The organism is Nocardia cyriacigeorgica (assembly GCF_010868145.1).
Taxonomy (GTDB): Bacteria; Actinomycetota; Actinomycetes; order Mycobacteriales; family Mycobacteriaceae; genus Nocardia; species Nocardia cyriacigeorgica_D.
This window is the reverse complement of sequence record NZ_JAAGUY010000015.1, coordinates 108,825-131,489: the sequence shown is the minus strand read 5'-3', so window position 1 is coordinate 131,489 and position 22,665 is coordinate 108,825. Positions and strand designations below refer to the sequence as shown.

The 22,665-nt window shown below is 67.6% G+C and carries 22 protein-coding genes; 12 read left to right on the top strand and 10 right to left on the bottom strand.

What is annotated here, in order from left to right:
* Positions 1-133 precede the first annotated feature (133 nt).
* Positions 134-2,722: an AAA family ATPase gene (locus tag GV792_RS30130; protein WP_163825407.1), complete on the top strand. Its 2,589-nt coding sequence runs from the start codon at positions 134-136 to the stop codon at positions 2,720-2,722.
* Positions 2,723-2,778: 56 nt separating this feature from the next.
* On the opposite strand, the gene GV792_RS18630 is transcribed toward GV792_RS30130, so the two are convergent.
* The 3 genes from GV792_RS18630 to GV792_RS18620 all read right to left on the bottom strand — a co-directional run bounded on the left by GV792_RS18630 (position 2,779) and on the right by GV792_RS18620 (position 5,375).
* Positions 2,779-3,999, bottom strand: a complete 1,221-nt coding sequence (locus GV792_RS18630) for a Cmx/CmrA family chloramphenicol efflux MFS transporter (RefSeq protein ID WP_163825406.1) — start codon at positions 3,997-3,999, stop codon at positions 2,779-2,781.
* A gap of 86 nt (positions 4,000-4,085) precedes the next feature.
* Entirely contained in the window at positions 4,086-4,658 is a 573-nt protein-coding gene (locus GV792_RS18625; RefSeq protein ID WP_163825405.1) for a TetR/AcrR family transcriptional regulator, read from the bottom strand.
* Between the two features lie 102 nt (positions 4,659-4,760).
* Positions 4,761-5,375, bottom strand: a complete 615-nt coding sequence (locus tag GV792_RS18620; RefSeq protein WP_163825404.1) for a class I SAM-dependent methyltransferase — start codon at positions 5,373-5,375, stop codon at positions 4,761-4,763.
* Between the two features lie 115 nt (positions 5,376-5,490).
* Between GV792_RS18620 and treZ the strand changes: the two genes are divergently transcribed.
* The gene (gene treZ, locus GV792_RS18615) at positions 5,491-7,287 is read left to right on the top strand and encodes a malto-oligosyltrehalose trehalohydrolase (protein ID WP_163825403.1); all 1,797 of its coding nucleotides are present in this window, start codon (positions 5,491-5,493) and stop codon (positions 7,285-7,287) included.
* Here the strand turns inward: treZ and ilvA are convergent.
* Positions 7,275-8,627 carry a threonine ammonia-lyase IlvA gene (ilvA, locus tag GV792_RS18610; RefSeq protein WP_163825402.1) on the bottom strand — a complete coding sequence of 451 codons (1,353 nt, stop codon included), beginning with the start codon at positions 8,625-8,627 and terminating at the stop codon, positions 7,275-7,277. The two genes, treZ and ilvA, sit on opposite strands and share 13 nt — an antisense overlap.
* Before the next feature lie 54 nt (positions 8,628-8,681).
* Positions 8,682-9,116 (bottom strand): nitroreductase family deazaflavin-dependent oxidoreductase, encoded by a 435-nt coding sequence (locus tag GV792_RS18605; protein ID WP_163825401.1) that lies wholly within the window; start codon positions 9,114-9,116, stop codon positions 8,682-8,684.
* 130 nt (positions 9,117-9,246) lie between these two features.
* Between GV792_RS18605 and GV792_RS18600 the strand changes: the two genes are divergently transcribed.
* Positions 9,247-9,483, top strand: a complete 237-nt coding sequence (locus GV792_RS18600; protein ID WP_163825400.1) for a hypothetical protein — start codon at positions 9,247-9,249, stop codon at positions 9,481-9,483.
* Between the two features lie 109 nt (positions 9,484-9,592).
* Here GV792_RS18600 and GV792_RS18595 read toward each other — a convergent pair whose 3' ends face one another.
* Positions 9,593-12,331, bottom strand: a complete 2,739-nt coding sequence (locus GV792_RS18595) for a helix-turn-helix transcriptional regulator (protein WP_163825399.1) — start codon at positions 12,329-12,331, stop codon at positions 9,593-9,595.
* 20 nt (positions 12,332-12,351) lie between these two features.
* Here GV792_RS18595 and GV792_RS18590 point away from each other — a divergent pair, with 20 nt between their 5' ends.
* On the top strand, positions 12,352-12,552 hold the full coding sequence (locus tag GV792_RS18590; RefSeq protein WP_163825398.1) for a hypothetical protein: 201 nt from the start codon (positions 12,352-12,354) through the stop codon (positions 12,550-12,552).
* Between the two features lie 33 nt (positions 12,553-12,585).
* Here the strand turns inward: GV792_RS18590 and GV792_RS18585 are convergent, their stop codons facing one another.
* Complete coding sequence (locus GV792_RS18585; protein WP_163825397.1) at positions 12,586-13,218, bottom strand: TetR/AcrR family transcriptional regulator; 633 nt, start codon at positions 13,216-13,218, stop codon at positions 12,586-12,588.
* Between the two features lie 156 nt (positions 13,219-13,374).
* Between GV792_RS18585 and abc-f the strand changes: the two genes are divergently transcribed.
* The 4 genes from abc-f to GV792_RS18565 all read left to right on the top strand — a co-directional run bounded on the left by abc-f (position 13,375) and on the right by GV792_RS18565 (position 16,716).
* Positions 13,375-14,988: a ribosomal protection-like ABC-F family protein gene (abc-f, locus tag GV792_RS18580; RefSeq protein WP_175583028.1), complete on the top strand. Its 1,614-nt coding sequence runs from the start codon at positions 13,375-13,377 to the stop codon at positions 14,986-14,988.
* Between the two features lie 103 nt (positions 14,989-15,091).
* Entirely contained in the window at positions 15,092-15,697 is a 606-nt protein-coding gene (locus GV792_RS18575) for a CatB-related O-acetyltransferase (protein ID WP_163825443.1), read from the top strand.
* A gap of 212 nt (positions 15,698-15,909) precedes the next feature.
* A complete protein-coding gene (locus GV792_RS18570) occupies positions 15,910-16,266 on the top strand; it encodes a nuclear transport factor 2 family protein (RefSeq protein WP_175583027.1) in 357 nt (118 codons plus the stop codon).
* 33 nt (positions 16,267-16,299) lie between these two features.
* Positions 16,300-16,716 (top strand): hypothetical protein, encoded by a 417-nt coding sequence (locus GV792_RS18565; RefSeq protein WP_163825394.1) that lies wholly within the window; start codon positions 16,300-16,302, stop codon positions 16,714-16,716.
* Between the two features lie 161 nt (positions 16,717-16,877).
* On the opposite strand, the gene GV792_RS18560 is transcribed toward GV792_RS18565, so the two are convergent.
* Positions 16,878-17,165, bottom strand: a complete 288-nt coding sequence (locus GV792_RS18560; RefSeq protein ID WP_163825393.1) for a hypothetical protein — start codon at positions 17,163-17,165, stop codon at positions 16,878-16,880.
* Positions 17,162-17,482, bottom strand: coding sequence for a hypothetical protein (locus tag GV792_RS18555; protein WP_163825392.1), 321 nt, complete (start codon positions 17,480-17,482; stop codon positions 17,162-17,164). Before GV792_RS18555 ends, GV792_RS18560 begins: the two co-directional genes overlap by 4 nt.
* A gap of 317 nt (positions 17,483-17,799) precedes the next feature.
* On the opposite strand from GV792_RS18555, the gene GV792_RS18550 reads away from it, so the two are divergent.
* The 3 genes from GV792_RS18550 to GV792_RS18540 all read left to right on the top strand — a co-directional run bounded on the left by GV792_RS18550 (position 17,800) and on the right by GV792_RS18540 (position 20,638).
* Positions 17,800-18,654 (top strand): helix-turn-helix domain-containing protein, encoded by an 855-nt coding sequence (locus GV792_RS18550; RefSeq protein WP_256668436.1) that lies wholly within the window; start codon positions 17,800-17,802, stop codon positions 18,652-18,654.
* Complete coding sequence (locus GV792_RS18545; RefSeq protein WP_163825391.1) at positions 18,651-18,857, top strand: DUF397 domain-containing protein; 207 nt, start codon at positions 18,651-18,653, stop codon at positions 18,855-18,857. The genes GV792_RS18550 and GV792_RS18545 overlap by 4 nt, the downstream gene beginning before the upstream one ends.
* A 215-nt stretch (positions 18,858-19,072) precedes the next feature.
* Positions 19,073-20,638, top strand: coding sequence for an HNH endonuclease signature motif containing protein (locus GV792_RS18540; protein WP_163825390.1), 1,566 nt, complete (start codon positions 19,073-19,075; stop codon positions 20,636-20,638).
* A 90-nt stretch (positions 20,639-20,728) separates the two neighbouring features.
* On the opposite strand, the gene GV792_RS18535 is transcribed toward GV792_RS18540, so the two are convergent.
* On the bottom strand, positions 20,729-21,205 hold the full coding sequence (locus GV792_RS18535) for a winged helix-turn-helix transcriptional regulator (RefSeq protein WP_163825389.1): 477 nt from the start codon (positions 21,203-21,205) through the stop codon (positions 20,729-20,731).
* A gap of 85 nt (positions 21,206-21,290) precedes the next feature.
* Here GV792_RS18535 and GV792_RS18530 point away from each other — a divergent pair, with 85 nt between their 5' ends.
* Entirely contained in the window at positions 21,291-22,526 is a 1,236-nt protein-coding gene (locus GV792_RS18530) for an MFS transporter (RefSeq protein ID WP_163825388.1), read from the top strand.
* Positions 22,527-22,665: the final 139 nt, after the last annotated feature.

Below are 22,665 nucleotides of genomic sequence, written 5' to 3'. Positions count from 1 at the left end.
CGGTGTTCGCCCGCGGTCCACTGGCCATCTCGGGCGACGAATCAGATCCATCACGATGCGCCGATAGGTAGATCTCACGCATCCGTGGCAACAGCACGATCTCGGACGCGTGCGCCCGCTATGCTGCACCACCGTGACGGCCAGATCTCCGCGCGTCGGTGCTCAGCCCGCGACCGCAAGTGACTTCATCGGCCGCGAGCGTGAGCTGGAGAAGATCGCCACCCTGCTGCTCGGTTCGACCCGGCTGATCACGTTGATCGGTGCGGGCGGTATCGGCAAGACCCGGTTGGCGACCGAGGCGGTGCATCGGTACCACAAGGCCAAACGGGTGTCGGTGCACTGGGTCAGGCTGGCGCGACTGCCGCGCGGCGCCGATGCGGCGGCGGTCGAGAACGAGTTGGCGCAGTCGCTGGTCAGCGACGACTTCTCCGGACGCCCGGCCTGGGATGCGCTGGCCGACACACTGACCCGCACCGACGCCGTTGGACGCACAGTGCAGACGATCCTGGTGGTGGACAACTGCGAGCATGTGCTCGAGGGCGCGGGCCGGGTCATCGCCGACCTGATCGGCGCGATCCCCGGCCTGACCGTGGTCGCTACCAGCCGGGAGGCGATCGGCTGGGTCGACGAGTACCTCGTGCCGGTCGGGTCTCTGTCGGGGGAGCAGGCCCTGACCATGTTCCAGAAGCGGGCCGAACTGACCGGTCACAGTGTTTCCGGCACCGCGGATCATGATCTGGCGACGGCGATCTGCCGCCGGGTGCACAACCATCCGCTGGCCATCCAGCTCGCCGCCGCCCGGCTGCGCAGGCAACCGTTGTCGATGATCCTGCGTGACCTGACCGGTGAGGCGTCCGACCGTAGGTTGGGCTGGTCGCCGGGGCATCGAGTCGGCGCCGACGGCAGGCATCAGGGCATCCGCGACGTCATCGCCTGGTCCTACGACCTGTGCCATGACAAGGAGCGGCTGCTGTTCGAGCGTTTGTCGGTGTTCGCGGCGGGCTACGACCCCGATCCCGGCGATGCCGATGCCTGCGATATCGGCGCCGATCTCGAGGCGATCGAAGCGGTCTGTTGCGATGAGGCCGCCGACGTGGGCGCGGACGGTATCGCCCGCGACGAGGTCGAGGGGCTGCTCGATCGCCTGGTGGACCAATCGATCGTGTCTGTGCATCTGACCAAGGACACGGTGCGGTACTCGTTGCTCGAGAGCTTCCGGGTGTTCGCCCAGCAACGGCTGCGCGAGCGCGCGGGGGGTGAGGAGACCGCACGGTTCAGCGACCGGCACCGCCGGTACTACCGCGACAAGGTCGCCCGGGCGGGCATCGAGTGGCTCGGCCCGGACGAGCAGGTGTTGCTGGAGTGGGCGCGCGCCGCGTGGGACAACCTGCTGTGCGCGATCGACAGCGCCGAAGCCACCCCCGGCGAAGCCACGGTCGGGCTCGATATCATGGTTGGGCTGATCGCCCTGCGGGTTCCGTTCTTCAAGGGGTCGCTGCGCGAGTCGAGGCACCTGGCCGAACGGGCGCTCGCCGCTACCCGCGATCTCGACCCGCAGCCGGTCGAGTTGCAGGTCACCGCGATGGCCATGATCGGGTGGATCAGTTTGTGCCAGGGCATTCCCGCAGATGCCGAACGTCTGCTCGATGACTGCGTCGCTGCCTGTGTGACCGATCCCGGCGCTGTGGCGCGAGCGCGCAGGGAACCGGAGGTCGATCTCGGTCTGCCCGCGCCGGTCGAGTTCACCCGGGGCAGTCAGTTGATGTTGACACACAACGACTCTCGTGCGATCGAGGTGCTCGCGCGGGCGCGCAGGAAGTTCCTCGCGGCAGGCGACCGTGGTGCGGCGTCGATGACCGAGATGTTCGAAGTCCTCGCCACCGGCTTCGTCGGAACACCCGCGCAGGCGCTCGAATCCGCCCGACGCCACCTCGACGACGCCGGCCGATCCGGGGCACGCTGGGAACAATCCTGGGCCGAACTCAGCTGGTCCCTCGCCCTGATCAAGAACAGTGACACCGAGACCGCACTGGCCACCGTGCGCACGACCCTGGCCAACCAGCTGGCCATGCGTGATCAATGGGGCGCGGTGTGGGCTGTCCATATGTACGCGTGGGCACTCGCGCGCAAGATCGCCGACGCTTGCGGTCAACCACCCGGGCGCGATGGCCTGCCGCGTGAATGGGCGCTGGAGGTCGCGTGGATCCTCGGCGGTGCGGGAACGCTGCGCCGGCGTCTCGGCGTGGATCTCACCAACCTCGCTCCGTTCCGGGCGGAGACCGAGCGGGCGGCGCAGATCTCGCGATCGGTGCTGGGGGAGGCGGGCTTCACCGCCGCCGAGCAGGAGGGTGCGATGCTGCGCCCCGAACTCGGCGAGGTGGCCGCACTGGCCCTCGGCACCCTGTCGCTGGATGCCCTGCCGGTGCATCATCCGGTCCGGCGGCACCGCCCGACCCGCTGGCAGGAGTTGTCCGCGGCGGAGCAGGATGTGGCGACCCTCGCGGCGGCGGGCTGGACCAATACCGCGATCGCCGCGCGTCGTGGGAGTTCCTTCAAGACCGTCGACGCCCAGATGGCCGCGATCTTCCAGAAGCTCACGATCACCTCCCGCGACGACATCATCGCTCTTGTCCCTGCCGAACGCCGGGCACAGGTCGCCCAGGAAGTGGCCCGCCGCCCGAACAAGCCCCGGAAACGGGAGCCGCGACCACCCGCGCCGTAGACGTGCGTCGCCGCGCCTGCGCATCGCTTTCAGGCGCGGCGATCATCGGCCGTGCTTCAGACACCGACCGGCGTCGGTTCCGTCGCGGACGCGACCTCGTCACCGGCCGCCGCACGGCCGGCGGGGACGGACCTGTCGCGCCGTTGGAGCGTCGCTACCCAGCCCACCAGAACCAATGCCGCGAGGCCGAGCGCCGCACCGATCCACGCCGTCGTCGAATACCCGAACCCGGCGGTGAGCGCCACCCCACCCAGCCATGGCCCCACCGTGATACCGACATTGAACGCGGAGGTGTTCACTGCCGCCGCCATCGTCGGAGCATCGGGTGCCAGGGCGAAGACACGGGAGTTGAGAACGGGGTTGGTGCCGAAACCGAACGCGCCCAACGCGATCGCGAGGAGCACCATCGGTGCGATGTGCACGGCGGTGAGCGCGATCAGCACCGAGGTGATGATCAGCCCCATGACACCGATGGTCAACGTGCGCATCGGCTGTGCGTCGGCGGTCCGCCCCCCGACAATGATGCCGAGCAGCGCGCCCGCGCCGTATCCGGCCAAGACCGCGGGGACCCAGGATTCGGGCAGGCCGGTCGTGTCGGTGAGCATGGCGCCCAGATAGGAGAAGGTGACCAGCAGCGCGCCGGTCGCCACGGCGGTCATCGCATAGGACAGCCACAGGCTCGGCCGGGCCATGGCGCTCAGCTGCGTTCGTACCCGCGGTGGCTGGGCGGGATGTCCACCGGGGATCTTCGCCAGCACGCCGAGTACGGCGGGGGCCGACAGCACCGCGACGGCCAAGAACGCGGCCCGCCAGCCGAAATTCTGGCCGATGACGGTACCCAACGGCAGCCCGACGACGGTGGCGACGGTCAACCCGCCCGCCACCACGCTCATCGCCCGCCCACGCATATTCGGCGGTACCAGGCCGACAGCGGTCGACGCCGCCACTGCCCAGAAACCGGCGTAGACGAACGCCGCGACCACGCGCGTTCCGAAGACCACCCAGTACTCGGTGGCCAGCGCCCCGACGATATGCGCCGCGATGAATACCGCGAGGAACGCCAGCAGCGCGGTGCGCCGCGACCAGCGCAGGGTCAGCACCGCAAGGACGGGTGCGCCGACCAGCATGCCGAGGGCGAAGGCCGAGATCAGCAGTCCCGCGCGAGGAACCGATACGCCGAGGTCGGCGGACATCTCGGTGAGCAGGCCCGCGAGCATGAGTTCGGAGGTGCCTTGGGCGAATATCGACAAGCCAAGGATGTAGATGGCTACAGGCACGAGAGACCTTCCTTGTTTTGAATTGATCAGTCCAAAATATGGGCAGAAGAAAGGCGGCGGCTCGAAAGCCGCCGGGGGAGTGCGGGTTACAGGGCGTCGAGGGCGGTGGTGGCGATGGCTGCGCGCTCGTCACGGTCGGCGCCGCCGCGTGCGGCGACCTGGATGCCGCTGATCGTGGCGATCACGAACAGTGCGAGGGCGCGGGCGTCCTTGGTTCGGTCGATGTCGCCGGCACGCTGTCCGCTCGCGATGACGGCGGTGAGCAGGTCGAGGCGGTATCGCTGATCCGTCTTCAGGGCTGCGGCCACCGTGGTGTCACGCGGGCCGAGTTCGACGGTCGAGTTGACCACCAGGCAGCCGATCGGATCGTCGTCGGGGGTGTCGACGGTCCGCCACAGCAGGGTGTGGATCTTTTCCCTGGCCGAAGCGTCGGAGTCCAGGACCGTCTCGGTGGCGGCGTTCTTGGTGGTCATATAGCGGGCGAGCGCCCGCTCGAACAGGTCGTGCTTGCTGGAGAAGGTGTTGTAGATGCTGCTGCGGCCGAGGCCGGTGGCGGTGCACAGGTCCTGGGTGGAGGTGGCCTCGTAGCCCGCGGACCAGAACGCGCGCATGGCTGCGTCGACCGCTGTGTCCTCGTCGAAGCCGCGTGGTCGTGCCATGGGGAAACCCTAGCAGTTTTGGACCGATCAATTCAATACTGGCGGACCGCTGGCTTGCGGTAGCGCGGACGAACAGCGGCAGTTGTTCGACCGGTCTTGCCGCTATGGCGAGACGGCGACACCCAGCGTCTGCGCCACCATGAACTTCGGCCGGCCACCGTAGAAGACGTCGATCTCGCGCATCTCGAACCCGGCGCTCTCGATCAACCCACGGATATCCCGATCCAGGTTGCAGCCGCCTGCGACCACGTTCTGGATCGGATTCAGCCGATGCTGCCAGCTCTGGACCCGGGGGTCAGGGGCGAGCCCGTGCTCGACGAAGTGCAGCGTGCCGCCAGGAACCAGCACCCGCCGGATCTCGGCAAGGGCGGCATCGATATCGGGGATGGTGCACATGGTCCACGTCGAAACCGCCGCGTCGAAGCTGTTGTCGTCGAACGGCAGCGACTGCCCGTCCAGCCCGGCGCGCTCGATCGGTACCGTTGCCGCGGCCACCCGTTTCTCCGCGAGTTTCCATCCCAGATCGGCTGGTTCGACCGCGCTCACCGACTGGAGTGTCGGCGGATAGAACGGCACATTCAGCCCGGACCCGAACCCGATCTCCACCACCCGTCCGGACAGCCCTGCGCACACTCGCTCCCGCAGTTTGTCATTCATCCTGATCCCGCAGGCGACGTCGACCAGCCGGGGGACGACGCGATCGTTGTAGATACCCACGGCCTCCACTGTGTCAGCAACCACACGTGCGCACCAGTGCGCGCCTCTCGGTGCCCGGCATCCGCGGTGGGCCGGGCAGCCGGGCGATCATGTCGCCTCATGCGATGCTGGCCCGGTGACCTGGTTCGAGGTGTGGGCGCCGACGCCCGATCTGGTGCGGCTGGATGTCGCGGGCGTCGTGCATCCGATGACGCGATCCGACGACGGCTGGTGGCGCGCCGAGGTCGACTCCGCACCGGACGCCCGCTACGGCTACCTCCTCGACGACGATCCGACCGTCCTCCCAGACCCACGCTCTCCCCGTCAGCCCGACGGTGTGCACGCCCGTTCGGCACTGCACAACATCGTGCCGAGCGACTGGACCGACACCCGCTGGACCGGCAGGCAGCTGCCGGATGCGATCGTCTACGAGCTGCATATCGGCACGTTCACGCCGGCGGGAACATTCGACGCGGCGATCGAGCAGCTGGACCATCTCGTGCAGCTCGGCGTGACGGTGGTGGAGTTGATGCCGGTCAATGCCTTCGATGGGCCGCGGAACTGGGGCTACGACGGAGTGCTCTGGTACGCGGTGCACGAGCCGTACGGCGGGCCCGACGGGCTGCGCCGGTTCGTCGACGCCTGCCACGGGCGTGGTCTGGGGGTGGCGCTCGACGTCGTCTACAACCATCTGGGCCCGGTGGGCAACTATCTGCCCAGGTTCGGGCCCTATCTCGCCGAGCAGCGCAATACCTGGGGGCAGCGGCTGAATCTCGATGGGCCCGGCTCCGACGAGGTGCGCCGCTACATCATCGACAATGCCCTGCGCTGGTTCCGCGACTTCCATATCGACGCACTACGCCTGGACGCGGTGCATGCGCTCGCCGACACCACCGCGACCCATCTGCTCGCCGAACTCGCTGCCGACACCGACCGTCTCGCCACGCATCTGGGCCGCCCGCTGACCTTGATCGCCGAAAGCGACCTCAACGATCCGAGGCTGATCACCCCGCGCGCGGCGGGCGGCTACGGGCTGACCGGCCAGTGGAACGATGACCTGCACCATGCCGTCCATTCCGCGGTGTCGGGCGAACGCCAGGGCTACTACGTCGACTACGGCTCCATGGCCTGCCTCGCTCGGGCGTGGTCGCACGGATTCTTCCATGCCGGAACATATTCCACGTTTCGCAGTCGCAGGCACGGCAGACCGTTGGACCGTGCGGCGCTTCCGGCTTCGGCACTGCTGGCCTACACCTGCACGCACGACCAGATCGGCAACCGGGCCACCGGCGACCGTCCGAGCGCCTACCTGTCCGACGGTCAGCTGGCCATCAAGGCGGCACTGATTCTGCTCTCGCCCTTCACTCCGATGCTGTTCATGGGGGAGGAGTGGGGTGCGCGCACCCCGTTCCAGTACTTCACCTCGCATACCGATCCCGGCATCGGTGCGGCCACCGCGGCCGGGCGACGCGCCGAATTCGCCGAACACGGCTGGTCCACCGACGACGTACCCGATCCGCAGGACCCGGCGACCTTCGAACGCTCGACGCTGGACTGGTCCGAAACCGGCGACGCCGCACCTTCCCGTCTGCTCGCCTGCTACCGCGAGCTGATCGCCCTCCGGCGCAGCCGCAGCGAGATCACCGACTCGTGGGCATCGGCAACAGATATCGACTACGACGAGGACGCACGCTGGATCGTGATCCGTCGAGGCACGCTGGTGCTGGCGTACAACTTGGCCACCGACCCGGTGACCGTGCCGATCGCCGGAGAATCGCTGCTGCACTGGGATCCGCCGGCGCACGGCGAAGGAACCACAACGATCGCGGGGCATTCCTTCGTTGTTCTGGACACCGCGGGCGCGCTGAATCGCTCGCAGGGTGCGCTCGTGGTCGACGCAGCGCACCCAGCGAGCGGTGCTCAGGTCAGATAGCGGTAGGCCGGTGAATCCGGTTCGAGGCGCTCACACTGGATGGGCGAGGCGTCGATGCGCGCCATCAGCGGCTCGAGCTCTTCCGGAGCGCCGAGTTCGATACCGACCAACGCCGCACCGGTCTCCCGGTTGTTGCGCTTGACGTATTCGAACAGGGTGATGTCGTCGTCGGGACCGAGGACCTCGTCGAGGAAGCGGCGCAGCGCACCCGGTTCCTGCGGGAAGTCCACCAGGAAGTAGTGCTTGAGGCCCTGATGCACGAGGGAGCGTTCGATGACCTCGCCGTAGCGGGAGACATCGTTGTTGCCGCCCGACACCAGGCACACCACCGTGGAACCCGGTTCGATCTCGATACCGGCCAGCGCCGTCACCGCGAGTGCACCGGCGGGTTCGGCGATGATGCCCTCGTTCTGATACAGCTCGAGCATCGTTGTGCAGATGGCGCCCTCGTCGACCTGCAGCATCCGGAACGACCCCGCACCGGACGGGGATTCGGTCGCCACCAGTAACGGCAGCGATCCGTGTGTGACCACCCGGCCACCGAATCCGGCGACCGCCGCATACGGCACATCGCCGATCCGGCGCACCGCGGCGCCGTCGACGAACGGGTCGATCTCCGGCAGCGTCACCGGGCCGCCCGCGACCAGCGCCGCCGTCATCGAGGCGGCCCCCGCGGGTTCGACGCCGAGGATGGCGGTGCGTGGTGAACGTTCCCGCAGGTAGGTGCCGATACCGGCCAGGCAGCCGCCGCCACCGACCGGCACGACCACCAGATCGGGGGTACTGCCGAGCTGGTCGAGGATCTCCGCGGCGATGGTGCCCTGCCCGGCCGCGGTGCGCGTGTCATCGAACGGCGGCACCATGGTCGCGCCGGTGCGCGCCACATCGTCGGCGGCGGCCGCGGCGGCCGCGTCGTAGGTTTCGCCGACCGCGATCAGCTCGACGAATTCACCGCCGTGGATGCGGATACGATCGCGTTTCTGCTTCGGTGTGGTGGTGGGGACGTAGACACGGCCCTTGATGCCCATCGCGCGGCACGCGAACGCGACGCCCTGGGCGTGGTTGCCCGCACTGGCGGTGACGACGCCCGCGGCGCGTTCGTGTTCGCTGAGCTGAACGACCAGGTTGTAGGCGCCGCGCAGCTTGTAGGAGCGGACGACCGTGAGGTCTTCGCGCTTGAGGTAGACCTGCGCGCCGGTCAGCTGGGACAGGCGCGGGCACAGCTGCAACGGGGTCGGCTCGATAATGTCGGAAATTCGCTTCGCGGCCGCGTCGATCTCGTCCGCGTTCAACGGCGGACGGGTGGACAGTTCAGCGAGAACACGAAGCGGATCCGACACCCGAATATGGTGCCACCCGCCGCGCGGCGCCGCTGCGGCGGGTGGTAGTGGAGGTCAGTGCGGGGTGAGGACGAAGACCGGGATCTGGCGCGTGGTCTTGGTCTGATAGTTGGCGTAGTCCGGCCATACCGCGACCGCACGCTCCCACCACAGCGCCTTCTCCGCACCGACGACCTCGCGCGCGGTGTAGTCCTTGGTGACAGTGCCGTCGCGGAGTTCGACATGCGGTTCGGCCTTGATGTTGAAATACCAGACCGGATGCTTGGGCGCCCCGCCCAGCGAGGCGACCACGGCGTACTCGCCGTCGTGCTCGACCCGCATCAGCGGCGTTTTGCGCAATTTGCCGGTCTTCGCCCCGCGGGTGGTGAGCAGGACGACGGGCACGCCGTTCATCGTGGTGCCCTTTTCGCCGCCGGAGTTCTCGTAGGTCTCCGCCTGCTTGCGGGCCCAATCAGATGTGCTCGGTGCGTATTCCCCTGTAAGTGGCATATCTGCGGCAACAGCGAGGGGCCGCGTCCTTGTTCCCGTGGGCCGCGATTCCGGCCGCTGACCGATGTATGTGGCGCCCGCGACAAAAAGTTCGCTGGCCCTAACTTTGCTGTCCGTATACCCTGAGGACATGACCGCGTACCACCCCGAACTTCGCGCTACGAGCCGCGCACTGCCGGCTCGCCCTGCGACGATCGATATCGCGGGTAGCGCCTGGCCGGTGTACAAGCTGGAAGCGCTGGTCGCGGGTGTGCTTGCTGGTCTGGCATTGGCGCTGATCGTCGGTTCCGGGCAGGTCGCCGTGCTCGCTGCAGCGGCTGTCACCAGCCTGGTGTGGATCGTCGGGCTGGTTCGCGCGCGTTCCTGACCGCCGGCTTGCCAGGCCCGACGCCGCGTGGCCTCCATGGCGGCGCGATCGAGTCACCCGCGTCGCGCGGTTGACGCCGAAGAAACCGGGCGGTGGTCGAGCCGTTCACTCAGTCCGGCCCCAGTGACAGATCCACTAGTTCGCCGCGCGATACCACCCCGAGCTTCGGATACGCCTTGTACAGGTGATGCCCGACCGTGCGCGGACTGAGCACCAGCTGGGCGGCGATATCGCGATTCGACAAGCCCTGGGCTGCCAATCGCACGATCTGCAGCTCTTGCGGCGTCAAACTGGCGGCAGGACCCCGCACCGGGCGGGATGCCGACCCGACACCCAGCGCCGCGAGCTCCCCGTTGGCCCGCTGCGCCCACGGTGTGAATCCGAGCCGATCGAAGGTTTCGGCGGCGGCCTCGAGCTGGGTGCGCGCCTCGGTCTTGCGTTTGTCGCGGCGCAACCATTCACCGAACAGCAGCTGGGTGCGCGCTGTATCGAAGGGGCGACCGCCAAGGGGGAGTGCATCGCGGAAATGTTGTTCGGCGGTCTCGTCCTGTGTGGTGAGTGCGTGGGCGCGGTGGTCGAGTGCGGTAATCCAGTCGGCGCCGCTGGCCCGTGCCCACGTCGTCAGCCGGTCGCGGGCTTCGGCAGCCTGCTGCGGGGCATCGGCGCGCACCGCCGCCTCGACCAGATCCGGCAGCACGCGCAACCCGATGACCTGATGACGCGCCGGTTCGACAGTGAGCGCGGTCAGCCGCGACAACGCCCCGTCGACTTTGCCGAGCCCCAGATCGAGCAGGCCGAGCGCTGCGTGGGTCCACGTCGCGCCTGCTGCATCCGGACCGCCGAGGTCATCGGCCAGCGCCTTGCCGACGAACTCGGCGCACTCGCGTTCGGCACCTTCGAGCGCGCCGAGATACGCGAGGAATCCGCACAACTGGCTGATCCAGTGCCCGTTGCCGATGTCCTCGGCGATCCGCAACCCTTCGGCGGCCGCGACCCGCGATTCCCGTGGCCTGCCGAGGAACAGTTCGGCTTCCGCCCGGAAGAACAAGAGGGGTGGCAGCAGCGCGATCCGGCCCTGATCGCGGCACTGCGCCAGCAGTTCCCTTGCCAGCTCCCCCACCTGCTCATCCGCGCCGACGACCAACCCCGCGCCACACATCTGCACCAGATCGCGCGGACTGTCGGCACCGTTGCGTCGCGCAGCGGTGGCCGCGGTGCGCAGGTCGATACGCGGGGATGCCGGGTGTGCCTCTGCTCGAGGCACAGTGCTGTCGGACGCGAATTGGGGGTGGAGATCGAGCGTGGCGGCGAAAAGGTAATCGACGATCGGTGCCATCGGATCTGTCGGGGGCAGCCTGAGCGCACGAGCCCGATCGGCGACCTCGGCGAGCTCATCGGCTCCGAGGTACCAGGCGGCGTGGACGGCCTGGGTCAGGATGCGTGCCGTCCGCGACGGGTCGGTGCCGGCCTCCGCGGCGCTCAGCAGCAGTTCATGTGCGGTGCGTGGGCGGCCGGCGCCGAATTCGGCCGTGCCGCGCACATGGTCGAGCCGCGCCGACAGCGCGCCCGCATCGGCTTCTCCCGCTCGTTCGGCCAACGCGCGAGCGCGGTCGAATTGTCCTGCCTCCACGGCGGTTTCGGCGGCCAGCACCAGCCGCCGAGCCCGGCCACCGGACTCTGTGCTCAGTCCCGCCGCGCGCTCGTACGCCGCGACAGCCCCGTGGTAACCGCTGCGCACGCGGGCACGCTCGGCGGTGTCCTCCAGCGCGGCAGCGGTCGCCTCGTCGGGTCCGGTCGTCGCGGCGGCCAGATGCCAGGCGCGCAGGTCGGCGTCCTCTTCAGCGGTCGCGGCCTCCGCCAGCGCGCGATGGGCCGCGAGCCTTCGAGTCAGGCTCGCGCCCTGATAGACCGCCGAGCGCAGCATCGGATGACGGAATGTGAGGGCGCGACCGTCGCTGTACACCAGCCCGGCATCTTCGGCGGGTCGTAGATCGCTCAGCTGGGCGCCGAGTATTTCGGCTGCGCGCAGCACTGTCGTCAGGTCGGCGGTGTGCGCTGCGGCGGCGACGAGCAGCACCGTCATCGTGGGTTCCGGCAGTCCACTGACTTGGCCTCGGAACGCCACCCGCAGCCGGTCGGTGAGTGGCAGTGGGTTCGGGCCCGCATCGGGTGCTTCGGCCGCAAGCAGCGCGGGTAGCTCCAGCAGTGCCAGCGGATTGCCCATCGCCTCGGTGAGTAGCCGATATCGCAGGACCGGTGCGAGGTCGGGGGCCCGGCTGTCGACGAGGGCGGCGGCCGCGTCCTGCGGGATGCCGGTCACGCGGAGTTCCGGGAGCCCGGGTGCCGGGAAGTCGGAATCGCCCGCGCGGGTGGCGAACAGCATCACCACGCCCTCGGCGTCGAGTCTGCGCGCGGCGAACAGCAGCGCTTCGGCGGTGGCTCGGTCGAGCCAGTGCGCATCGTCGACCAGGCACAGCAGCGGTCCGTCGGCGGATTCCTCGGCCAGCAGCGTCAGCACGGCCAGGCCGATCAGCATGCGGTCGCCCGGATCGCGCGGCGCCAGCCCGAATGCGCCGCGCAGAGCATCGCGCTGCTGCTCGGGCAGTCGGTCCGCCAGCGCCATACCGGGCCGGACCAGCAGATGCAGGCCCGCGAACGGCAGTTCGGCCTCGGACTCGATGCCCGCGCTACGAGCAGCGGGAATGCCTTGTGCTGCGGCATAATCCAGCAGCGCCGTCTTCCCGATGCCCGGCTCGCCGCGCAGTACCAGCGCCCCACTGCGCCCCGCGCGCGCCGCATCAAGAAGCCGGTCTATCTCGGCCTGTTCGGCGTCCCGCCCGTGCAGCATGTGCCCAACGGTAGTGCCTGGTGTTCCCTCCCGAACGATCAGCGGCGCAGAGCGACTTCCCGCTCCATCCGCCCGGCGGGCAGCAGATCGGCCACCGCCTCGATTCCGACGATCGGGCTGCCGAGATCGGCAAGCGATTCGCCGACACCAGTCTCGCGATCATGCGGTGGTCGCTGCCGAAATCCCTGATCGAACCTGTCACCGGCGGCCCGATCCGGTGAGAGGTAGCTGATGATGACGTGTTCGTCGAGCGGTCAGATGGTGTGCTGCCGTGTGAACGCACCTGCCGCCGCGGCCCGCGCCGCGCTGTCGGCCACCCGTTCGGGAAGATCCGGGTCGGCTGGTGTCCGCAACAGCACCAGATGGTGATAGATCGGTGCGGTCGCCGCGATCAGCACCTCCCGCGCGTCGGTTTCCGCCGGGATCTCACCTCGCCGCATCGCCCGCTCGATGACGATCTCGCACTGCGCATACCGGTTCTCCCATAACCGCTGCAATGCGCTCGCCGCCTCCGCTGACCGAAACGACACCGCGATCAACGCCGCGGCGATCGAGGGCTGTTCGGTCAGCGAATTCTGAATCTCCTCGTTGAGCGCCGCCAGATCGCCACGCAGCGAACCGGTGTCGCGTGGCTGCCAGTCGATATCGCCGGCCGCGGCGAACACGTCGGCGATCAGCCCGCCGACATCGCGCCACCGCCGATACACCGTCGCGCGGTGCACCCCCGCGCGGGCCGCGATGGTGTCGATGGTGAGTGCGTCGTAGCCGTGTTCGGTCAGCTCCGCGTGGACCGCGTCGAGCACCTGGGTGCGGATGCGGGCGGTGCGGCCGCCCGGTCGTGTGCGGGGTGGTGCGGGTTGCCGGTTGTTATCCAGTGCGGAATTCATCGTCGATCATCCGATGCTTGACGGAACGAGTTTGCCCTGCCATTCTATTACGACAGTTGTCGCACTAGTGAGGTTTGCCGATGCTCATTCGAAGTGTTCACCCGACCCTGCGGTCACCGATGGCCGCGTCGTCCTCGAATGCTTCGGAGTGTGTGTATGCCAACCCAGATCACCGCGCGCGCGGTCACCAAGTCCTTCCACGGCAAGCGCGTCCTCGACGAGATCACCTGCTCGCTCGGCGCGGGTGAACGCACCGGGATCATCGGCGAGAACGGGTCGGGTAAATCGACCCTGTTGCGCCTGTTCGCCGGTGCCGAGCAGCCCGATGCGGGTGAGATCGTCGTCCAGTCCGATGGCGGCGTCGGCTATCTGGCCCAAGATGAACAGCTGCCGCCGCGGCTGACCGTCCAGCAGGTCGTCGACCGTGCCATGCGCGAGCTGCGCACGATCGAATGGCGTATGCGGAGTCTGGAGCTCGCCATGTCGGACGGTGACGAGTCCGGTATGGCCGAATATGGCGAACTGCTCACGCTTTTCGAAGTGCGCGGCGGTTATGACGCCGACGCGCGGCTCGAGCAGGCGCTGCACGGACTTGGGCTCGGTCTGGTGGACCGGTGGCGTCTGGTAGGCGGTCTCTCCGGTGGCGAACAGGTCCGGTTGCGCCTGGCAGCCCTGCTCGCCGCGGGGCCCGAGGTGCTGCTGCTCGACGAACCGACCAATCATCTCGACGACGATGCCCTGACCTGGCTCGAAGACCACCTGCGAGCCCGGCGCGGCACGACGGTGGCCGTCTCCCATGACCGGGTCTTCCTCGACCGGGTGGCGACGAGTCTGCTCGAGGTCGACGCCGATCGCCGTCAGGTCGTGCGTCACGGCAACGGCTACGCAGGGTTCCTCACTGACAAGGCCGCGTCGCGGCAGCGATGGGCGCAGGCCCATGTGCAATGGCAGGCCGATATCGCCCGGCTCCGCGAGACCGCGGCGACCACCGCGCGGCAGGTCGCGCCGGGGCGGGCCATGCGCGACAACAACAAAATGGCTTATGACCGCGCGGCCGGCCGCGTACAGCAGTCGCTGGCGAGCCGGGTCCGCAATGCGGAGGAACGGCTGCGACGGCTGCTCGCGGACCCGGTGCCGCCGCCACCGCAACCGCTGCGTTTCACGCCGACGCTGCGGACCGGCGCGGCGCGCGGCGCCGTCGTGGAGGCCACCGATGTCGCGGTAGCCGATCGGCTCGGCAGCGTCGGTGTCACGCTCGCCGCCGGGGATCGACTGTTGATCACCGGCCCGAACGGTGCGGGCAAGAGCACCCTACTGCGGGTGCTCGCCGGCGAACGCGCCGCCGACAGCGGTACTGTCATCCGCCGCGGACGCATCGGCTACCTCGCCCAGCAGCCCCCGCCCGCCGTGCCGGGGCAGACGCTGCTGGCGGCCTTCGCCCATGGCCGGACCGGCGAGCCTGCCGAGCACACCGAACGGCTGATGTCGCTCGGTTTGTTCGACCGCACCCAGCTCGCCACGCCCGTGGCGAACCTGTCCACGGGGCAGCGGCAGCGGCTGGCTCTGGCGCGACTGCTCAGCGAGCCGACCGATGTCCTGCTGCTCGACGAGCCGACCAATCACCTCTCGCCGGGCTTGGTCGAGGATCTGGAAGCCGCGTTGACCGACTTCCGGGGTGCGCTGGTGATCGTGAGCCACGATCGCCGGCTGCGTCAGCGATGGCGGGGCGCCGAGCTCGCCCTGTCTGCGCCGGTACCGGTCACCGTCTGACGTCTCCCGCTCTCATCCGCCCGAAAACCTCACCGCCCGAAGGATATTCCTCGTGCCCAACGGTCCCTTTCGCCTCCCCACGGAGCCCACCGTGCTCCACCCCATGCCCGGACAGCCGCGGGTGGTGCTGCTGAAACCATTGCTCACCTCACCGCTCATCGAAGTCGGGGAGTTCACCTACTACGACGACCCGGATGATCCGACCGTGTTCGAAAGCCGCAACGTGCTCTATCACTACGGCCCGGAGAAGTTGATCATCGGGAAGTTCTGTGCGCTCGCCACCGGGGTGCGGTTCATCATGAACGGAGCCAACCATCGCATGGACGGGCCCTCCACCTTCCCGTTCCCCACCATGGGCGGCGCCTGGTCCGACCACATCGACCTGCTCACCGACCTGCCGAATCGCGGTGACACCGTGGTCGGCAACGACGTCTGGATCGGCAACGGTGCCACCGTGCTGCCAGGCGTGCGGATCGGCCACGGCGCCATCATCGGCGCCGGCGCCGTGGTCACCTCCGACGTCCCCGATTACGGCATCGCTGGCGGCAATCCGGCCCGTCTCATCCGCACTCGCTACGACGAGTGTGACGTCGCCCGGCTGCTGGCGGTGGCGTGGTGGGACTGGCCGCTCGAGCACATCACCGAGCACGTGCGCACGATCATGTCCGGCAGCATCGCCGAACTCGAAGCCGCCGCCGCGGTCATCTGAGGAGCGGGGATCGCTCTCGCCCGGAGGCCCTGCGCGATCGGGCATGGGTTGGCACCGGCATCGCCCGGCCGAGCGACCCGAAGGGGCATAGGTAACCGCGGCCGAAAAGTACTTATAGATGACTGATTCGGCGACCCCCTGCCCGCCCATAACGTAGTTCTCATCAACCGATCAGGCGGAGAAACCGCAGATCAGACGTTATGGAGGACAGGATGAACACTCTCGTCGCGCAGTACCTGGAAGCCTGGAACACCACCGACGCGCAGGCCCGCGCCGCCGCCGTCGAACGGGTCTTCACCCCCGACGCCACCTACGTCGACCCGCTGGTGTCGGTCGCAGGCCATGAGCAGTTGGCCGCCGCCATCGGGGGAGTCCAGGCTCAGTTCCCTGGCTGGGTGTTCCGGCCCGCGGGCCCCATCGACGGACACCACGACCAGGTGCGCTTCACGTGGGAGCTCGGCCCCGTCGACGGCCCCGCGGTCGTCGTCGGCTTCGACGTCGCGATCATCGCCGACGGCCGCATCGCCAGCGTCTACGGCTTCCTCGACAAGGTCCCCAGCGCCGCCTGATCCTGCCTCCCCCCGAATCTTTCAGGAGTAATCATGACCACCACCGCACCCGGCCACCTGTCCACGCTGCTCGCCCCCGGGCCCGCACTGTTGCGGTTCTCGCTGCGCCTCGACGCGGTGGTGACCGCCGCCAACGGCCTCGCCTACCTGGCGCTGTCCGGCCCGATCGAATCCCTGCTCGGCCTCGACACCGCCGTCGGTATCCCGGTCGGCATCTTCCTGCTGCTCTACGGCATCGGCGTGGCTCTCGTCGGCGCCCAGGCGAACATCAACTCCGCAGCGGTCCGGGTTGTCATCGCAGGCAACGCTGCTTGGGTCGTCCTCAGCTTGGTCGCCCTCGCCGCCGCCGGCCTGGATCTGACCGTGGTAGGCGCGATCTGGGCGGTACTCCAGGCAATCACCGTCGGCGGATTCGCAGTCCTGCAATATGTGGGACTGAAGCGAGCCTGAACTTTCGAAACGCTCGAAACCATAAATGAACAACCCGAATCCGGTCGGCATGTGCCCGGCCGGATTTCGGTATGCCGGCGCCGGTGTTGGATTCTGCGTCGCTGAGGATCCGTTGCGTCTCGCCGAAGGCGACAGGATGCTGCGATACCAGAGCTCCGCCGTTATTCATCGCCGTCATTCACATCAGATATCCAGGCTCGCGGTAGTTCTGATCCGACATTCCCTTTCTGATAGCTCACGCGGGCAAAGGTGATGTCATGATGCTTCATTCGTTCCAGCAGGTTCAGTAGTTCTGTCTTGAAAGCGCATGGGGCGCAGGTTATGTGGTATGTCAGCATTGATTCGAGTTCGTCGCGGAAGAATCCGGTGCCGGGTTTCGGGGCGTCGTGGTTGATCGGGATATCGCCGCCGAGGCCGAGGCCGAGGTCTGGGCCGTAGGGGCCGGTCATGGGCGGGAGGCGTGAGCCGGGATGGCGAGGCGGGTGCCGTGAGGGAGGAAGCCGCTGGGGTAGACGATCAGGAGGTCGCAGCGGTCGAGAACGTCTTGGGCGCGGGCGCCGATGTGATCGATGGACGGTGTCACGATCGCGGTCACCTGTAATTGCTTCGCCTTCAGCAGCAGCCAGGGGAGTGCGTCGTTCTTGGCTTCGACCACAGTTCTGGCGACGGAATAGCCCTGCTTGGCGGCGAAGGCGCGCGCTTCCATTTCATAACCCTGCCGACGATCTTCGCAGTACGACGCATTCAGGTACACAACGGCTTTCATATCGTTCCCTCGCTGTGAGTTTCTGATGGGGCGCACGACGGCGGGGTTCAACGGGGTGCTGCGGGCGGGGACCCGATGAACCATCCAGGAACTGAGTACTCCGGACTCGATGCCGGATGTGCGGCGAGGCTTTCCCGCCGTCGTGCGCTGCGATCAGTAGACACGCGACGCGCCGAAATCGACACGCGCACACTGGCATTTCTCGCACCGCGCTGCCACACTTCGTGTGCGGGCATCTCTAGGTCAAATCGTTCCAATTCGGAGCATTCCAGTACGGAGAGGTGAGCAGGGTGGGAACTACGCTTCCGCGCAGGGCATTGGGGCGGGAACTGCGCAAACTGAGAGAACGAGCCGGGATCAGCCAGTCGGCGGCGGCACGGGCGATCGAGTTGTCGCCGCAAAGCATCGGGCGCATCGAGGATGGGCACGGGACGCGGGTGTCGTCGCTTCAGGTGAACGCGCTGTGCGATCGGTATGCGGCGAGTGATGGTGATCGGCGGGTGCTGTTGGGTCTACTTCAAGAGTTCCGAACGGCGCAGAAGTCGGGCGGTGGATGGTGGCGGGCGTTTGCTGATCAGCTCAGCGCAGGCTTCGACCACTACCTGGCGTTGGAGGATGCGGCCAGCCGGATTACGGCGTGGAAAATCGCGGTCATACCCGGTCTGTTGCAGACTCCGGAGTATCGCCGAGCACTCGCATGGGCGGAGTCGCCGGACGTGGATACCGCGGCGATCGAACGGCGGATCGCGGTGGCGAATCACAGGCAGTCGCGGTTGGATGACGACGACTTCGCGATGGACGTATTGCTGTCGGAGTCGGTGTTGCATGAGCAGACTGGCGGCCCGGGGGTGATGGCCGGGCAGCTCGAGCGGCTGACGCAGTTGATGGATCGGCCGGGTATCTCGATTCGGATCGTGCCATTCGATGCGGCAAGCCACCCCGGGCTGTTGGCGGGAAGCTTTCTCATGCTGGAGTTTCCGCCACTGTCCGCGCCGAAGATCCCTGAGCCGCCTGTGGTCTATGTCGAAGGCTATTCCGGCGATCTGTACATCGAGGACGAGCCCGAGGTGGACCGATATCGCAAGCTGCTGGCGCGGATTTCCCGTGTAGCGTTGAACGAGCAAGGGAGCCGTGACCTGCTCCTGAATGTAGCGAAGGAGTTACAGCGATGAGTGTCGACCTAGCTGGAGCCCGGTGGTTCAAGAGCAGCAAGAGCTCGTCGACCAAAGAGTGCGTCGAGGTAGCCCACCTTGATACAGGCATCGTCGGTGTCCGTGACTCCAAGAACCCCACCGGCCCAGCCCTCGTTTTCGCTCCAGGCGAGTGGGATGCATTCCTCGCCGGTGCGCGAAGAGGCGAGTTCGATCGTCCGTGAGAAACCCGGCGCCCCATGCCCTGAGCGGCGGTGGGGCGCCGACCTCTCTCCAGCCGTCATCAATTCGCTTGCCGTCGACGTGAATTCGTTGGTCGATCGGTGATCGAGTAGGGCCTCTGGCCTCCGCTGTTTCGGTCGTGCGTCCAGTGTGAAGACGTGCAGTTCAGATGTGGATTTCGCTGTTTCTGGGGCGGCGGGTGCGATATTATTCGAACATGCATTCGAGTGGGGGGATCGAAGAAGGCGCGGCGGCCCGCCTGCACACGGCCGTCACCGACCTGCTCGATGAGCCGCTGACGCCGCTGTCGGATGCCGGTGTCATCACGATGATGCGGGAGGTGGAGCGGTGCTCGCGGATGCTGACCATGGTGCGCCACCGGCTGCTGGTGGAGGCTTCTGAGCGGTCGCTGCCTGCCCGGAACGGGTCGAAGTCGTTGAAACGCTTTGTGATGGAAACCCTGAACCTCGCCAGTGCGGACGCTGGTGCCCGCGTGCACCAGGCACACTCGGTGGCGACGTTTCATGACATGGGTGGCGATCCCGTCGAACCGTTGCTGCCGCACACCGCGAAAGCCTTGACCGCCGGTGAGATCTCCGGCGATCACGCCCGCGGTATCGCCACCGTAATGAATCGTGTCCCGCGCGGCGCCACACATGATGACCGGCAGGCCGCCGAGGAAATCTTGACCGATTTCGCCCGCACCGGGTCCCCGGACGATATCGGCAAGGTTGGCGACAAGATCCTGGCCTACCTCGACCCCGACGGCCGCCTCACCACCGATCATGATCGAGCCCGCATGCGCGGCATCATCATCGGCCGCCAACGCCCCGATGGGATGAGCCCGATCCGAGGCGAGATCGACCCCGTCCTACGCGCCCTGCTGGATCCATTGCTGGCCAAGTACGCCCGCCCCGGCATGTGCAACCCCGACGACCCCGAAAGCCCCACTCCCGCCCGGCGTTCATCCGAGACCGGTGAACACACCCCGGCCCGGCAACCCTCCGACACTGATGTGACACCCGAGCCGCCCGACGGCATCTGGACAGATCCCACCGCACTCGCCGAGGCAGCCGCACGGGACCACCGCACCAGCTCCCAGCGAAACCATGATGCGCTCAAAGCTATTCTCAATTCCGGCCTGATCGCCGAGCGGCTCGGCGCCCACCGCGGCCTGCCGGTCTACACGATCCTCACCATGAGCATCGACGACATCGAACGCAGCGCCGGGGTCGCGACGACCGCTACCGGCGGCACCGTCCCCCTTCAAGATGCACTCGCCCTGGCCCAACGATCCCAACCCTGGCTCGCCGTATTCGACCACGACGGTCTACCCCTGCACCTCGGCCGAACCAGACGGCTCGCCTCCTCGGCGCAGCGGATCGCGCTGATCGCTGCCCTGAAGGGCTGCTCACGCCCGGGTTGCGATGCCCCCGCGAGCATGTCCGCAGTCCATCATGTCCTCGGCTACCGCGACAACGGCCACACTGACATCACCAACCTCACCTTGGCCTGCGACGCCTGCCACGCACTCATCCACGACGGCCCCGGAGGCTGGAAAACCCGTACCGAAGGCCCGCGCTCACCTCATGCCGGGCGCACCGCCTGGATCGCCCCACCCCACATCGACCCCCACCGAACGCCGCGAGTCAACCACCGCCACCACGCCAACGAATTACTCGCCGAAACACTCTCACGTATCCACCTGCGAAACGAACGAGCCGGCGAACAACACCATGAACGACTGCGTCACTATGCGCAGCCAGGTTCCACCGCTGCCTGACGGTGCCGGCGAACCCCTGCGTCGTCCGAGCTCGTTCGGTCGGTGAATCCACCCGAGCGGCGGCGAGCGCCGGCATCTCTGCTCGGCTGATCATGCCTTCGATTCCGAAGCGCCACTTCCCGCCTTGCGCACGTGGGTGGTCGCTGCGGTGACGAGGTTGCCCCCGTGGTCTTCGGTGCGTAGCCGGGCGACGGGGCTATCGTCACTGCCGACGAGTGTCGAATGTGGTTCGTTATCGGTGAAGGCGTGACGTTCTCCCCATTGTCGCAACGCCACGACAACGGTGAACAGGTCCAACCCGGCGTCGGTGAGTTCATAGGTGTGCCGCTTGCCGCCGGGGGCGGTGGTCGTGGTGAAGATGCCGTGATCGACGAGCCTGCGCAGCCGGTCGGTGAGGATGTTGCGGGCTATCCCGAGTCGTTGCTGGAAGTCGGTGAATGACGCCGCGCCGTCCATGGCGTCGCGCACGATCAGCAGGCTCCACCGGTCACCCATGAGGTCGACGGCCCGCGCGACCGGGCAGGTCGGATCGGTCCACTCTCGGCCGGAACCCAGCGTCGTGGTCATGAGCCGCCTCCCAATCGGTTGCAATTTGAAACTATTATGCCTTACGCTCCGAACAGTTGCATTTTGCTACTAATTGGGAGGTTCGGTGGCGGTAGGAATCACGACGTCGCGGCGTTCGGTCTTGGCGCTGGTGTGTGCGGTGGCCGTGTCGACGATCTACGCGATCCAGCCGGTGCTGGAGGTGGTGGGCGCCGACTTGGGATTGGCGAGTGAGTCGGTCGGCGGGCTGGTCGCCGCCGGACAGATCGGCTACTTCGCCGGTTTGGTCTTGCTGGTTCCGCTCGGGGACGTGGTGAATCGTCGGCGGCTCATCGCGGTGTTGCTGGTGCTCACCGCGACGGGGGCTGCGGTAGCGGCCGCCGCCCCGAACGGTGCGGTCGCGGTGGCGGGGCTGGCGCTCGCGGGTCTGTTCGCGGTGGTGGTTCAGGTGACTGTCGCGTATGTCGCCGCCGTGTCCGCGCCGGGCGAGCGGGGTCGTAATATCGGGGCGGTCACCTCAGGTGTGGTGATCGGCATCCTCGGTGTCCGTGTCCTCGCGGGTGTTCTGGGCGACTCGGTCGGCTGGCGTGCGGTGTACGCGGTGCTCGCCGTGTTGTGCGTGGCGCTGGCCTTCGCTGTCTGCGTGACACTCGATCCGGACCGCGGAACTCCCGGCGCGCGATACGGGCAGGTGCTGGCATCGATGGGACGACTCGCGCGCACTGATCGCCTGTTCCTGAGCCGAGGACTGATCGCCTTCTTCCTTTTCGCGTCCTTCGGAACCCTCTGGAGCGGGCTCGCCCTCCCGCTCGGCGCCGAGCCTTGGAATCTCGGCACCACACAAATCGGCCTGCTCGGATTGGCGGGCCTGGCCGGAGCGCTCGGCGCCGCTCGCGCGGGGCGATGGGCCGACTCCGATCGCGCACAGGCGATCACCGGTTCCGCACTGGCGTTGCTCGCTGTCTCCTGGCTGCTCATCGCCCGGATCGAAACAACCCTGTGGCTGCTCATCATCGGCATCATCGTGCTCGACTTCGCAGTCCAGGCGGTACATGTCAGCAGCCAGCACCTGCTGACCGCAGCGCACCCACATCACGCCAGCAGCGTCATAGGCGCCTACATGGCCTTCTATTCTCTCGGCTCGGCCGTCGGCGCGCTTGCGGTCACCTGGGCATACGGAAACTGGGGATGGTCGGCGTCCTGCTGGATCGGCGCGGCCTTCGCACTCGCCGCACTGGTTCTGTGGGGACTGGCTCAGGCCACCGGCAACGCCCGGGGTGGTGCGGTGGGTACGCCCCGTCCTGAGCTGAGGTGTCGAGACATGGCGCCCTTGCAATGCTGACAGCGGCCAGTAGCAGGGCTGTCGTCCACCCGTTCCGCTTACCGAGCGCATGCGCCGCCCTGATTCACTGGTTCACGGAGGGCCATTCGACTACAAGTCTCCGCAACATATTTCGGACATTGCCCAGTGTCCGGAAGTC